14 protein-coding genes are annotated in these 14,477 nt (G+C 38.4%); 9 read left to right on the top strand and 5 right to left on the bottom strand.

All coding sequences use genetic code 11. The features are described from left to right. Window positions 1–14: 14 nt before the first annotated feature. Both ACEN25_RS14090 and treF read left to right on the top strand, forming a co-directional pair. Window positions 15–527, top strand: coding sequence for a plastocyanin/azurin family copper-binding protein (locus ACEN25_RS14090; protein WP_441803463.1), 513 nt, complete (start codon window positions 15–17; stop codon window positions 525–527). 124 nt (window positions 528–651) lie between these two features. Beyond that, a complete protein-coding gene (gene treF / locus ACEN25_RS14095; protein ID WP_441803464.1) occupies window positions 652–2,220 on the top strand; it encodes an alpha,alpha-trehalase TreF in 1,569 nt (522 codons plus the stop codon). Between the two features lie 88 nt (window positions 2,221–2,308). Here treF and ACEN25_RS14100 read toward each other — a convergent pair whose 3' ends face one another. The 3 genes from ACEN25_RS14100 to ACEN25_RS14110 are packed head-to-tail and all read right to left on the bottom strand — an operon-like array spanning window position 2,309 to window position 5,558. Then, window positions 2,309–3,232, bottom strand: coding sequence for a hydroxypyruvate isomerase family protein (locus ACEN25_RS14100; protein ID WP_441803465.1), 924 nt, complete (start codon window positions 3,230–3,232; stop codon window positions 2,309–2,311). Continuing rightward, window positions 3,232–3,870, bottom strand: a complete 639-nt coding sequence (locus ACEN25_RS14105; RefSeq protein ID WP_396509850.1) for a gluconate 2-dehydrogenase subunit 3 family protein — start codon at window positions 3,868–3,870, stop codon at window positions 3,232–3,234. The genes ACEN25_RS14100 and ACEN25_RS14105 overlap by 1 nt, the downstream gene beginning before the upstream one ends. Window positions 3,871–3,872: 2 nt before the next feature. Next, entirely contained in the window at window positions 3,873–5,558 is a 1,686-nt protein-coding gene (locus ACEN25_RS14110; protein ID WP_441803519.1) for a GMC oxidoreductase, read from the bottom strand. 193 nt (window positions 5,559–5,751) lie between these two features. Here ACEN25_RS14110 and ACEN25_RS14115 point away from each other — a divergent pair, with 193 nt between their 5' ends. From ACEN25_RS14115 to ACEN25_RS14140, 6 genes are read left to right on the top strand one after another with little or no spacing between them, the layout of a single operon-like run. After that, window positions 5,752–6,729: a sugar phosphate isomerase/epimerase family protein gene (locus ACEN25_RS14115; RefSeq protein ID WP_441803466.1), complete on the top strand. Its 978-nt coding sequence runs from the start codon at window positions 5,752–5,754 to the stop codon at window positions 6,727–6,729. A gap of 8 nt (window positions 6,730–6,737) precedes the next feature. Next, window positions 6,738–7,970, top strand: coding sequence for a nucleoside permease (locus ACEN25_RS14120; RefSeq protein WP_441803467.1), 1,233 nt, complete (start codon window positions 6,738–6,740; stop codon window positions 7,968–7,970). Between the two features lies 1 nt (window position 7,971). After that, window positions 7,972–9,123, top strand: a complete 1,152-nt coding sequence (locus tag ACEN25_RS14125) for a Gfo/Idh/MocA family protein (protein ID WP_441803468.1) — start codon at window positions 7,972–7,974, stop codon at window positions 9,121–9,123. A gap of 56 nt (window positions 9,124–9,179) precedes the next feature. Beyond that, a complete protein-coding gene (locus tag ACEN25_RS14130; protein WP_441803469.1) occupies window positions 9,180–10,235 on the top strand; it encodes a sugar phosphate isomerase/epimerase family protein in 1,056 nt (351 codons plus the stop codon). 8 nt (window positions 10,236–10,243) lie between these two features. Further along, window positions 10,244–10,990 carry a DUF1080 domain-containing protein gene (locus tag ACEN25_RS14135; protein ID WP_441803470.1) on the top strand — a complete coding sequence of 249 codons (747 nt, stop codon included), beginning with the start codon at window positions 10,244–10,246 and terminating at the stop codon, window positions 10,988–10,990. Window positions 10,991–10,994: 4 nt separating this feature from the next. Continuing rightward, window positions 10,995–11,804: a 3-keto-disaccharide hydrolase gene (locus tag ACEN25_RS14140; RefSeq protein WP_441803520.1), complete on the top strand. Its 810-nt coding sequence runs from the start codon at window positions 10,995–10,997 to the stop codon at window positions 11,802–11,804. 52 nt (window positions 11,805–11,856) lie between these two features. Here the strand turns inward: ACEN25_RS14140 and ACEN25_RS14145 are convergent, their stop codons facing one another. Further along, a complete protein-coding gene (locus ACEN25_RS14145) occupies window positions 11,857–12,273 on the bottom strand; it encodes a hypothetical protein (protein ID WP_441803471.1) in 417 nt (138 codons plus the stop codon). Between the two features lie 78 nt (window positions 12,274–12,351). Further along, window positions 12,352–13,443 (bottom strand): zinc metalloprotease, encoded by a 1,092-nt coding sequence (locus ACEN25_RS14150; RefSeq protein WP_441803472.1) that lies wholly within the window; start codon window positions 13,441–13,443, stop codon window positions 12,352–12,354. Between the two features lie 172 nt (window positions 13,444–13,615). Here ACEN25_RS14150 and ACEN25_RS14155 point away from each other — a divergent pair, with 172 nt between their 5' ends. Next, window positions 13,616–14,476: a YicC/YloC family endoribonuclease gene (locus ACEN25_RS14155; RefSeq protein ID WP_441803473.1), complete on the top strand. Its 861-nt coding sequence runs from the start codon at window positions 13,616–13,618 to the stop codon at window positions 14,474–14,476. Window position 14,477 lies beyond the last annotated feature (1 nt).

Below are 14,477 nucleotides of genomic sequence, written 5' to 3' on the forward strand. Positions count from 1 at the left end.
CTAAATAAAAACTAATGAAAACATTTAAACTCACACTTATTTTTGCACTTTCTCTTTTACTTGTAAACTGTGGAGATAAAGAAAATAAGGAAGAAAAAGAAACTGTAAAAATTGGCGCTAACAATACATCTACGTCAAAAAAAGCTGACGAAAATGTAACTGAAGTTGTTCTTCTAGCTACAGATTTAATGCAGTTTGATAAAAATGAAATACGCGTTCCTGCGGGTAAAAAAGTAAAACTAACCTTACGCCATACTGGCAAACAACCTGTTGAAGTTATGGGTCATAATTTTGTTTTACTAACCCAAGGCACAGAGATTCCTGCATTTGGTGCTAAAGCTTCTGCAGCAAGAGACAATGGCTATATTCCTGAAGGTACAGACGCGGTAATCGTAAATACAAAAATGCTAGGTGGCGGTCAGTCAGATACTATAGAATTTGATGCACCAGAGCCTGGAACTTATGACTTTATCTGTAGTTTTCCCGGTCATTATAGTGTAATGAAAGGTAAGTTTATTGTAGAGTAAAGCTGCAACACTTAAATACAAACTATAAGCCCAAAAGTTATCAGAACTGATTAATTTTTGGGCTTTTTAGCACTAAATAAAATCTGATATGATTAAATGCTATTCCCTAATACTCGCAATCCTAATGACGTTATCAGTTACTTCCTGTAAAAAAGAATCACAAACCGATTCTGCAATACAGGAACCAATAAATTTTCCTAATAAAAATCTAGATCCTATAGATCGTTACGGAGATCTCCTTATAGATGTACAAACCAATCGCGTATTTCCTGACGGAAAAACATTTGTAGATTGCGAGCCTAAATTTCCCTCAGACAGTATTTTAGCAAATTACAAACGTCTTAAAGATCTTCCTGATTTTGATTTAAAAGCATTTGTACTTGAGAATTTTACACTACCTGAGATTTCTACTTCAACTTTTGAATCTGATACTACTCGTACAACAGCAGAACATATTAATGCACTTTGGCCCTATTTAAAAAGAGATGCAGATGCGGTAGAAAATGGTTCTAGAATCTCATTACCTAAAGCCTATATTGTACCCGGTGGTCGTTTTCAAGAGGTTTATTATTGGGATAGTTATTTTATTTTATTAGGATTGAAAGATGCCGGTGAAGTTGAATTAATTGAAAATATTCTAGATAATTTCGCATATCAAATAGAGACTATAGGTTTTATCCCTAATGGTAACAGAACTTATTATCTAGGTCGATCACAACCTCCATTTTTTGCAGAAATGGTAAACCTTCTTGCAAGTATTAAAGAGGAAAAAGAAGTGTTTTTAAAATATCACGATGCTCTTGAAAAAGAATATGATTTCTGGATGAAAGGAGGAGAAGGTCTTACCGAAGATTCTGCTATAGACCGTGTTGTAAAAATGCCAGACGGAAGCTTATTAAACAGATATTACAGTAATACCACTACCCCTCGTGCAGAAAGTTATCTTGAAGATGTGACCACAGCAGAAGAGTCTGGTAGAAATGCCGCAGAAGTATATTTAAATATTTCAGCTGCGTGCGAGAGTGGATGGGATTTTAGCAGCAGATGGTTTGAAGACCCTAATGATATTGCGACCATACAAACTACTCAGATCATCCCTGTAGATTTAAATGCACTTCTTTATAATCTTGAACAGATGCTTGCTAAGGCGCGCAGGTTTAATAATAACACAGAAGGTGCCGAAGAATTAGTCGCAGCTGCAGGCGCTCGTAAGGACGCAATTGACACCTATTTATGGGATGCAGATAAAGGGGTTTATACAGATTACAACTTAACAAAAAAAGCTGCATCTCCTACCCTTTCTCTAGCTATGGTCTATCCGCTGTATTTTAAAGTGGCCTCACCTCAACAAGCAGAATCTGTAGCTAAAGTTTTAGAAAATCAATTTTTAAAACCGGGAGGTCTGGTTACCACTCTTAAAATTAACACCCAGCAATGGGACAGTCCTAACGGGTGGCCACCCCACCAGTGGCTTGCTGTACGTGGTCTTGAAATCTACGGAAAGAATACTCTTGCTGAAAAAATTTCTTCAAGATGGTTACACCTTAACGATCAGGTTTATAAACGCACCGGTAAAATGCTTGAAAAATATAATGTGATTGACACCTCACTTGTTGCAGGTGGTGGTGAATACCCTACTCAGGATGGTTTCGGGTGGACAAATGGGGTTTATTTAGACCTTAAAAAGAATTAATCACCAAGTACATTTACCTATCTTAAAAGCAGAATAAAAACAGGGGTGACTTTTAAAAAAGTCACCCCTGTTTTTTGATGCAGATCTTTTAAAGAAAATTGTCACAAGCAACATAGGCATCTATAACAGCTTGCTCTCCGGCAATACCAGGTTGTGAATTGCCATGTTCCATCCCTAAAATACCCTTAAATCCTTTGCTGTGTATATGCTTAAATATATTCTTATAATTAATTTCACCAGTAGTTGGTTCTTTTCGCCCAGGATTATCCCCCATTTGAAAATAAGCAATCTCATCCCAGCAGGCATCAATATTAGGTAAAAGATTACCCTCCTGAATTTGCTGGTGATAAATATCAAACAGAATTTTACAAGCAGGACTATCTACTGCTTTACAAATTTGAAAAGCCTGCGCGCTTTCTTTTAAAAACAAACCAGGATGATTATAAAAATTAAGCGGTTCTAAAACCATTACTAAATCTTCAGGTTCAAGAAGCCCAGCAGCCTGTTTTAAAGACTCAATAACATGTGCTGTTTGATAATTTATATTCTGAGACATATCTACATAACCGGGAACAACGGTCATGTATTTTGCACCCACTCGTTTAGCAACTTCTATTGATGCCTTTATATCTTTGAGAAACTCATCACGAAGATCTAATTTTCCACTTGTAAGGTTTGGGGCTGTCCAATAAATTTTATGCGCGACAAAAACACCCATTTGCATATTACGCTGTTGCATAACCTGAGCCATTTTCTTTTGCAATGCAACTTCACGATTACGCATCTCGTTATCTTCAAAAGCAGTAAAACCTTGATCTGCCATAAAATGAAGTTGCGCTATTGGATCATCACCTGCGCTATTTTTAAACATCCCCAAATGTGGTGCATAATGCAGATTAAATGTACGCTGAGGCAATTTAATCTCGTTTTGCATCGCAAATAATTGAGAACCACCCAGAGCTAAAAAGGAGCCACTAAGGGCTCCTTTTTGTATAAATACACGTCTTTTCATTAAAGTGACATCACTTTTCCGCCACCTGCTTCAGATTCTGGCAAACAGCCAATGTAAGCTCCCGGTATAGGATCATACCATAGTACGTTTTCACCCACTTCTTCACTATTTTTCCAGGCCCAAACTCCCAAATCACGTACGGCATTTAAATATGCATACGATCCTGCATGTGCATCAAAATCTGCTTTAGGAGCATCTGGATCCTGAGTTTCAGAAATTCGTTTTACATACCCATCACGCGTTTCTGTGTCAGCTCCTAAATATTTTGCAACAGCACTTTCAAAATCTTCATCTTTACCGTCTATCAGTTCTTTATCATAGTTTTCTTTAAAGCTTAAGGCAAAAGCATTTGCTCCAGACTTAAACTCTTCTTTTTGCTTATCGCCTGCGACTTCATTCATGTAACTGTCAATAAACTGAGCTAAGTTTAGATCTGATGCTCCCGGAGTATCGCCTTTAGGCAAAATTACATCGAGCACTTTAGTTAGGGCATAGCCATTAGTAGCGTTTAAAAAAACGGGCTCCCAATCACTTTTAGGTTCGCTTTTACAACTTTGCAATAAGTTAAAAACAGCAGGGGCCACCATAACATAACCAGCGCCCAGACCAATATTTTTTAAAACCTGTCTTCTTTTCATAATTAAGCGAATTTTCCGTTTTTAAATTGTTCTGCTGCGTGTGCTGCAGCTCTTGCAGTAAAAGCCATATATGTTAATGATGGGTTCACACAACTTGCTGAAGTCATAAAAGAACCATCTGTAACATAAACGTTAGGTACTGCATGTACCTGATTATTACCATTTAGAACCGAAGTTTTAGGATCTCTACCCATGCGCGCGGTTCCCATTTCATGAATACCTAGTCCCGGTGCTCCTGGATTATCATAGGGCTTAACATCTTTAAAGCCAGCATTAGTAAGCATTTCTACCGCTTGCTGCTTCATATCTTTACGCATTTCCCACTCGTTCTCTTTCCATTCTGCATCAAAAGTGACTGTTGGTAATCCCCACTTATCTAATTTATCGTAATCTAAGCTCATTTTATTCTCGTGATACGGTAAGCATTCCCCAAAAGCGGTAATACCTATCGTCCAGCCGCCCGGCTCAGAAATTGCTTTTTTAAGATCTTCACCATATTTCATTTCGGCTACAGCTTCAGTCCAGTCACCACGGCTTGCACCTCCTTGATACCCGTAACCTCTTTTAAAGTTAGGTTGATCTGTATCGCCACCTACATTTCTAAAACGAGGAATGTAAAGTCCGTTTGCACGGCGACCTTTGTAATATTTATCTTCAAAACCATCAAACTTTCCAGAAGCTCCTACCTGAAAATGGTGGTCCATTATATTGTGTCCTAATTCTCCACTGTCGTTTCCTAATCCATTTGGAAAGCGTTCAGATTTTGACTGCATTAAAATTGATGCAGAAGCAATTGCAGAAGCACATAAGAAGATAACTTTTGCGTTAAAAGTCATTTCTTCTTTAGTTTCAGCATCAATAACTTTAACCCCTGTTGCTAATTTTGTAGTATCGTCATAAACCACCTCCTTTACGATGCTAAACGGTCTTAGCGTCATATTACCTGTTTTTTCAGCAGCAGGTAATGTAGAAGAGTTACTACTAAAATAAGCTCCAAACGGGCAACCACGCATACAGCGATTTCTGTATTGACACGCAGATCTACCTTCAAAGGTTTTATCTGTATAGGTAATATGAGCTGTACGCCCTATAGTAACCAAACGGTCTTTATAGTTCTGCGCCATGTTTTTCTTAAGATGTTCTTCAACGCAGTTAAGATCCATTGGCGGGCCAAAATGACCATCAGGTAATTGAGGTAATCCTAAATTCTCACCACTTACTCCTATATATTCTTCAACCTTATCATACCAGGGTGCAATATCACTGTAACGCACCGGCCAGTCAACAGCTATCCCTTCTTTTTTATTTGCTTCAAAATCAATGTCGCTTAGACGATAACTCTGGCGACCCCACATAATAGAACGACCACCCACGTGATAACCACGCATCCAGTCAAAACGTTTGGTTTCATTATAGGGGTGTTCTAGATCATTTACAAAAAAGTGGCTGTGCGCCTTGTTTGTGGTATATCCTGTACGCGCTTGCTTAAATTGCTTGGCCTCCTCTTCTTTTGTAGGCTGTCCTTTAAATTTGAAATCCCAGGGATCCATATTCATAGTAGGATAATCTTCAATATGCCTCACCATACGGCCGCGTTCAAGAACTAAAGTCTTAAGACCTTGCTCACTTAATTCTTTGGCAGCCCAGCCGCCGCTAATTCCAGTACCTACCACAATGGCATCGTACATCTCTTCAGGTTTAATACTACTCACGTTTTTTCTAGTTTTTTGATAATATATTCTAGCCAATGCTATCAAATATATAAATTTTAAGTTATTTTTTAGTTAAACCAAAAAAAGTATAATTTAGAGATCTTATATCTTTTGCACCTTTTTCACCCAATTTTGAGACTCGTGTAAATCAACCTAATTTACTCAACCAATGAACGTTAAACTCCTGCTAACAACCCTAATACTACTCGCAGTTATCTCGTGTAAAAACGAAAATAAAACTGAAAATAATGTAGATGAAAGCGTTGTAGTTACTCAGAAAGAACCATTTTTCAAGATTTCTCTCGCACAGTGGTCACTTAATAAAGCAATTCGAAGCGGAGAAATGAACCCTCTAGACTTTGCAGAAAAAGCACACGAAATGGGTTTTGATGGTATTGAATATGTAAGTCAGTTATACACGCCTTTAATGGAAACATTTTCTGATGATAAAACCGCATTAGATTCTATTCTTCCTAAATTGAAAGCTAAGTCTGAAGAATTTAATGTGCAAAACGTTTTGATAATGGTTGATGCAGAAGGAGATCTTGCTGTAGCAGATGACGATGAGCGTAATACCGCTGTAGAAAATCATAAAAAGTGGATTGATGCCGCCGCTTATTTAGGCTGTCACGCAATTCGCGTTAATTTGATAGGCGCTCCAGATAAGGAGGTTTGGAAAACTAGCGCAATAGATGGTTTGGGGAAATTAGCAGAATATGGAGCTTCTAAAAACATAGACGTAATTGTCGAAAATCACGGCGGCTTTTCTTCTAACGCAAAATTATTAATGGAAGTTATCAATATCATTGATAAACCCAATTGCGGTACGCTACCTGACTTTGGTAATTTTTGTGTGAAACGCGAAAATGGTGCGCAATGGGATGGTGCTTGTGTTGAGGAATATCCAAGGTATCAAGGTATTGAAGAAATGATGCCAAAAGCTTTAGCCGTTAGCGCAAAGACTTATAACTTTGATGAAGCAGGAGAAGAAACCAGTATGGACTTTACTAAGATTCTTCAACTTGTAAAAAATGCGGGATACACCGGCTTTATAGGTATTGAATATGAAGGTGAAAACCTCACCGCCGAAGAAGGAATTATAAAAACTAAAGAATTACTACTTTCTGCAGCACAAAATCTTAACTAATATTTTTTATGAAATCATTTATTCGCGTACAGCTATCAATTATGATGTTTCTGGAGTTTTTTATCTGGGGCGGCTGGTTTGTTACATTAGGTACCTTTATGGGACAAAATTTGAATGCTACCGCCGGCGAGATAGGCGCTGCATTCTCCACACAATCCTGGGGAGCAATTATTGCCCCATTTATAATTGGGTTAATTGCAGACCGGTACTTTAATGCAGAACGTATTCTGGGTGTCCTACATCTTATAGGCGCTGTTCTTATGTATCAAATGGCAAATGCTACAGATTTTGCAGCTTTCTACCCCTATGTTTTAGGATATATGATTGCCTATATGCCCACTCTTGCCTTAGTAAACTCAGTATCTTTTAGACAGTTAAAAGACCCTGCAAAAGAGTTTTCTTACATACGTGTATTTGGCACAATAGGATGGATTGTTGCCGGGGTGGTTATTAGCTATATATTTTTCTGGGATAGTACCGAAGCATTAGCTGCAGGCGCTCTTAAAAACACTTTTTTAATGACCGCTATTGCTTCGGCAGTATTGGGTATTTTCAGTTTTACATTACCTAAAACACCTCCTGTTGTTGCTAAAGGAGAAAAAATAGGATTACGTGATATATTAGGACTTGATGCGCTTTCACTTCTTAAAGACCGAAACTTTCTTGTATTCTTCCTATCTTCTATTCTCATTTGTATTCCGTTAGCATTTTACTATCAGAATTTGAGTCCGTTTTTAACAGAAATAGGTATGGAAGGTTCAACCGCCAAGGCAGCCCTGGGTCAGGTATCTGAAGTGTTATTTATGCTTTTACTACCATTATTCTTTAAACGTTTTGGAGTAAAATACACCTTACTATTAGGTATGGCAGCGTGGGCGGTTCGCTATTTATTATTCGCTTATGGCAATGCAGACGAGCTTGTATTTATGCTGTTTATAGGTATTGCATTGCACGGTATTTGCTATGATTTTTTCTTTGTTTCAGGACAAATTTATACAGATAGTAAAGCAGGAGAGAAGTTTAAAAGTTCAGCTCAGGGCCTTATCACATTAGCCACCTACGGTGTAGGTATGTTAGTAGGCTTCTTTATAGCAGGTAAAGTAACAGACAGCAATTTATTGAGTGAAGGGGTACACGACTGGAATGGAATTTGGACATTTCCGGTGCTGTTTGCTGTAGCTGTTATGGTTCTTTTTGCTATATTCTTCAAGAACGAAAAAGTAGAAGAAAAACATTTATAAGATGAAAAAATTAAAAATGGGAATGGTAGGCGGTGGCCAGGGTTCTTTTATAGGAGATGTACACCGTAGAGCTTCCAGAATAGATGGGATGATAGATTTAGTTTGTGGTGCCTTTAGCAGTGATGCAGAACGCAGCATCAAATCTGCCGAAGCATTAGGTGTTGCTCCTGAGCGCGCTTACAATAGTTTTGAGGAAATGATTAAAAAGGAAGCAGAGCTTCCTGAAACAGAACGTATGGATTTTGTTTCTATCGTAACTCCAAATCATATGCACTTTCCACCGGCAAAAATGGCCTTAGAAAATGGTTTTCACGTTATTTGCGATAAGCCGGTTACACTTACGCTAGAAGAAGCTTTTGAACTTCAAAAAGTAGTTAGAAGCAGCGCAAAAGTATTTGCTTTGACACACAACTATACCGGTTATCCTATGGTCAAGCAAGCACGATTAATGGTTGCAAATGGAGAACTTGGAGAAATACGCAAAGTAGTGGTACACTACTTACAAGGGTGGATGTCTACCGCTGTTGAAGAAACCGAAAACAAACAAGCCAGCTGGCGCGTTGATCCTAAAAAATCTGGAATTGGCGGTGCCTTAGGCGACATAGGTACGCACGCCGAAAACCTAACCGAATATATCACGGGTAAAAAAATTGTAGAAGTTGCTGCTGACCTCAGCAGTTTTGGCGCAGGGCGTGTTTTAGATGATGACGGTAATATTTTATTGCGTCTTGAAGGTAATACTAAAGGCTCTTTGAGTATTTCACAAATAGCAACCGGTGAAGAAAACAATCTGGGCATACGTGTTTATGGCACAAAAGGAAGTGTAGCCTGGTATCAGGAAAATCCTAATGAGCTTACCGCATATTGGTTAGACAAGCCGAAACAGATTTACACACCGGGTGGAAATGGCACTTATGCAGAATCTACCGAATATACCCGAGTTCCTCCTGGCCATCCGGAAGGTTATTTAGAAGGTTTCGCTACCATTTACAGAAGCTTTGCTAAAGAAGTTCTCGCCGTAAAAGACGGAGCAGCTTGCTCTGAACGACCAGATTTTCCAACTATAGATGACGGTTTAAGAGGTATGCAGTTTATTTACGCATCTGTGGCATCAAGCGACAATAATGCCGCCTGGGTAAGCTTAACAAATTAATAATTTAAAAACGCAGCGTCACTTAGACGCTGTGTTTGTATAAAACAAACAACCAAATGAAAACCATAAAAGGCCCTGCAGTATTTCTCGCTCAGTTTATGGACGATAAAGAACCCTTCAATTCTCTTGATGGGTTATGCAAATGGGCAAGCAATCTCGGTTATAAAGGAATTCAAATCCCTACCTGGGAAACCCGGTTAATCGATCTTAAAAAAGCATCAGAAAGTAAAACCTATTGCGATGAACTTAAAGGTAAAGTAAACAGCTACGGTCTCGAAATTACCGAACTGTGTACACATCTTCAAGGACAACTGGTTGCAGTACATCCCGCTTATGATGAGATGTTTGATAATTTTGCTCCAGAAGGTTTTAAAAACAACCCAAAAAAACGTCAGGAATGGGCTGTTGACCAATTAATGTGTGCCGCAAAAGCAAGTAGAAATCTTGGTATAGACGTTCACGGTACATTTAGCGGTGCGTTACTTTGGCATACCTTTCACCCCTGGCCACAGCGCCCACCGGGATTAGTAGAACTAGGATTTAAAGAACTTGCAGATCGCTGGACTCCTATTTTGAATGCTTTTGACGAGCAGGGAGTTGATGTTTGCTATGAAGTGCATCCCGGAGAAGATATTCACGATGGGGTTACTTTTGAGCGTTTCCGCGAAGCGACAGGTAATCACAAACGGGTAAATATTTTATATGATCCCAGCCATTTTGTGCTTCAGCAATTAGATTACATTGAATATATAGACAACTACCACGAGTTTATAAAGATGTTTCACGTTAAGGATTCAGAATTTAATCCTACAGGCAAAAAAGGTGCTTTTGGCGGGTATGGCGACTGGAGAGATCGCGCAGGACGTTACCGCTCTTTAGGTGATGGACAAATAGATTTTAAAACCATTTTTACAAAACTTACCGAATACAGCTGTGACGTATGGGCGGTTATGGAATGGGAATGCTGTATCAAATCTCCTGAACAAGGAGCTCGTGAAGGCGCCCCGTTTATTGCCAGTCATATTATTGAAGCTACCGAAAAAGCTTTTGATGATTTCGCCGGCGCGGAAACAGACGAAGCTAAATTGAAACGAATTTTAGGCATTAAATAAATATCACTATGAAAAAAATCACATTAACCCTGGGCTTTGCATTAGCACTTTTTGCTTCGTGTAAAGATCAACCTAAAGATTCTGAAAAAGAAGAAGTAGCGGTTACAGAGTCTGAAGAAATACAACAGGAAACTGGCGAGTGGACTGTTCTTTTTGACGGAAGTAATCTAGATCATTGGCACGTTTATAATGGTGCAGAACCTACCCAGTGGAAAGTTGTTGACGATGCTTTAGTTTTTACACCCGCAGAAAACCGGGAGGGAACTGAAAATCTGGTAACAGACAGCACGTATACAAGTTTTGTTTTAAGCCTTGATTGGAAGATTTCAGAAGGTGGAAACAGTGGGGTATTATGGGGTGTACAGGAAGATCCTAAATTAAACGAGCCGTATTACACAGGTGCAGAAATACAGGTATTAGACGACGAGCGCCACCCTGATGCTAAAGCAGGAACAACACACCGTTCTGGTGCTTTATATGATATGATTGCAGCTCCTGAAGGTGTTGTAAAACCTGCTGGAGAATGGAATACGTATGAGATCACTATTGATTATGATAACAATAAAGGTATTGTAGTTATGAATGGTGAAGAAGTAGTAACATTTCCGGTTACTGGTGAAGAATGGGATGCTATGGTTGCAAAATCTAAGTTTGCAGATTGGAAAGCATTTGCTAAGGTAAAATCGGGAAAAATCGCCTTACAAGACCACGGAAATCAAGTTTCCTACCGAAATATAAAAATCAAACAACTTTAATATGATGATTAAAAAAACATTTATACTTCCGGCTCTGGCTGCAGGTTTGTTAATCTCCTGTAATACTTCCGAAGAAAAGAAAACCGACGAGACTACTGCTCCAGTGAAAGACACCACTATGGTGGTTGAAGAAGCCCCCATAACAGATCCTAAAGAGACTGAAGTTTGGGAACCAGAACCGGCTGTAGTAAGTTTTAGTGAAAAAGGGGTTCCTTCTGATGCGGTTGTATTGTTTAATGGTGAAAACCTTGATGCCTGGAAAAGTGCTACAGACTCGATCGTAAATGCACCGTGGCAAATAAATAAAGACGGCTCTATGACCGTTGTAGGCGGTACAGGAGATATTCAAACTAAAGAATCTTTTGGAGATATGCAGCTACACGTAGAATGGCAGGCGCCTCAAGTTGTTGAAGGTGAAGGTCAGGGTCGTGGTAATAGTGGCATATTTTTGCAAGGTTTGTATGAAGTTCAGGTTCTTAATAGCTTTGAAAACCGCACCTATTCTAACGGGCAGGCAACAGCGATTTATAAGCAAAGTATTCCTTTAGTAAATGCCACAAAACCTACTAAAGAATGGCAGACCTATGACATCATTTATCATCAACCTGTATTTGATGTAGATGGTAACAAGACACAAGCTGCTACCGTAACTGTGTTGCACAATGGCGTTTTAGTTCAAGATAATGTAGAGATACAAGGTACTACTGAGTATATAGGAAAACCTAAAAATGAAGCCCACGGTGAAGGTCCCATAAAATTACAGGATCACGGAAACCCGGTAAGTTTTAGAAATATATGGGTGCGTAAACTTTAAGCGCATTATCCCACTATTAAAAAACCCACAAGATATCTTGTGGGTTTTTGTTTTAAAGTGTGTCTGCTAATAAAAGTAAACGCCCTACAAGAGGCGCCAGTTTTGCAGGCGGACTACCTTTATCAAATTCTGCTGTACGACTATAACTCGCTCCTTTAATCACAAATCTTACAGGAATTGCCGCATCTGTGTCTGCAGCATTTGAAGGATTTTCTATATCTCCCGGGGAAGTAATTACAAAAGCCTGCACGAGTCTATTCAGTTCGTTTACCTCACTAGCAGATAATTCTTTAGTAATCCTATCGCTACCATCTCTGTTATTATCAACCGTAAGATTATTTCCGTCAACCTTGATGTGGCTATAATAACCTCTGGTAGAAGCTTCATAATCTAAAGTTTGATATGCAGCCTGGTCTTCACAACCTTTAGCAGCAAGCAAAACAAAAAGTAATCCCACTATATAATTCATAATCTATTATTTAAAACTAATGTACAAAAAAGACGCTCTTAGCAGAGCGCCTTTACAATTCATTTATGAGTATGTAACCTAGTTTAAAAAGCTCGCTCTTGGACCTCCTGATCCAAAAATTGCACGCATACGTGATTTTTGACCTTCAGAGAACATATACATACAAGCATCGTCAACATAATCCATATAATTCATGGTCATATCTGTAGTTCTACAATTTACCGTAGGATACGATGGGCAACCGTAATTAGGCGCATCTGAAGATGGCGTATCTGCAACAAAATCATCTTGCTGGCAACGGCCATCACCCCAAATGTGACGTAAATTTAAATAGTGGCCAACTTCGTGAGTAGCCGTTCTACCTTTATTAAAAGGAGCAGCAACATAACCGGTGTTTCCGATATATTGAGGAGAAATCACTACGCCATCTGTTGAAGATGAACCTCCAGGAAACTGTGCATATCCTAAAATACCACCTCCTATATTACAAATCCAAAGATTTAAATGAGTTTGGGGAGCAACAACATTAGAACCCCCATTTGAAGCAAATTTCATCTCATCTCGTGTTCCCCAAGAAGTACGTGTAGAAGCAACTCGTATCGTCTGACTTAATGTAAAATTGATGTCTGAATCTGCAACTAAACCTGCAAATTCTGAAGGTACATTGTTTACATCTCCATTAGTCGCATTAAAATCTTGATTAAGAATCGCAATTTGAGATTGTATCTGTGCGTCACTTATATTCTCTTGTGAATTACTGTAGATCACGTGAACCACAACAGGAATTGTAATAACTCCTAAACCGTCACTCACAGGATCTGTACCACCGCCCGTATTGGTACCGCCTCCATTGCCATTACCTGCTCCTGAAGGCTTTTTTGCATTTATGAATTTTCTTACACCCTTTTCAATCGTGTACATCTTGTCATATAGCTCCTCATTTTCAGATAATTGTCTATTTAAATTAGCCATTGAATAGCAAACTTTAGAATCTTTACCTACCTTAGATTTTCCATTTTCAAAATCATCTGTATACAAATAAAAGTCACTCATATCAACAGCAACCTCTTGATTTTCTGATATTTGAGAATCTTTCAATTCTTCTGCATTTTCTGAACAGGAGATTACGGTTAATAATGCCAACCCAAGTAGTAGTGTTACTTTTTTCATAAATAGTTAGTGTTTTAAATTAAGTAGTTTGTAATTTATAAACAATTAACAAAATCTACATATATTTTTCAATAAAATAAATTTCAACTTAATAAATTAACACTTTATCGTATTTCTCAATAAGTACCTCAACCCAGCTTGTTTTGTTATCTTTGCGCACTAAATAATTCGCATGATAAAATCTATGACCGGTTTTGGGAAATCTGTTACTCAACTTCCCACAAAAAAAATAACCATTGAGATTAAATCTCTTAACAGTAAGAGCCAGGATCTTAATGCGCGCATTCCTTCTTTTTACAGAGAGAAAGAATTAGAGTTGCGAAACCTTGTGGCCAAAAGACTAGAGCGTGGTAAAATAGATTTTAGTTTATATGTTGAACTTAATGGTGAAGAAACCAGTACCTCAATAAATGCTGATGTTGTAAAACAATATATAAAGCAATTGAAGGCTGTATCTCCAGGTGCAGATGAGGTCGAACTTCTAAAAATGGCCGTGAGACTGCCTGACGCTCTTAAAACCGAACGAGATGAGATTGACGCTGAAGAATATCAAACCATCTTAGCAAGTCTTGAAACTGCCCTAAATGCCATTGATAGTTATAGAATTGACGAAGGCAAAGTTCTAAAAGAAGATTTTGATCTGCGTATTTCTAATATTTCGGCTTACTTAGAAGAAGTTAAAACCTTAGATCCAGAACGTATGCAAGGAGTACGCGAGCGTCTCATTAAGGCAGTAAGCGATCTAAAAACTGAAGTAGATGAAAATCGTTTTGAGCAGGAACTTACCTACTATTTAGAAAAGTACGATATCACAGAAGAGAAAGTACGTTTGAATAATCACCTAGAATACTTTCAGAAATCATTAAAATCTGCAGATTCTAATGGTAAGAAGCTGGCTTTTATAAGTCAGGAAATGGGAAGAGAGATAAATACTATAGGTTCTAAATCTAATTACGCTCCAATGCAACAAGTTGTGGTGCGTATGAAAGACGAACTAGAAAAAATTAAAGAACAACTTTTAAACGTGCTTTAAA

Source organism: Leeuwenhoekiella sp. W20_SRS_FM14 (assembly GCF_052119605.1).
Classification (GTDB): domain Bacteria; phylum Bacteroidota; class Bacteroidia; order Flavobacteriales; family Flavobacteriaceae; genus Leeuwenhoekiella.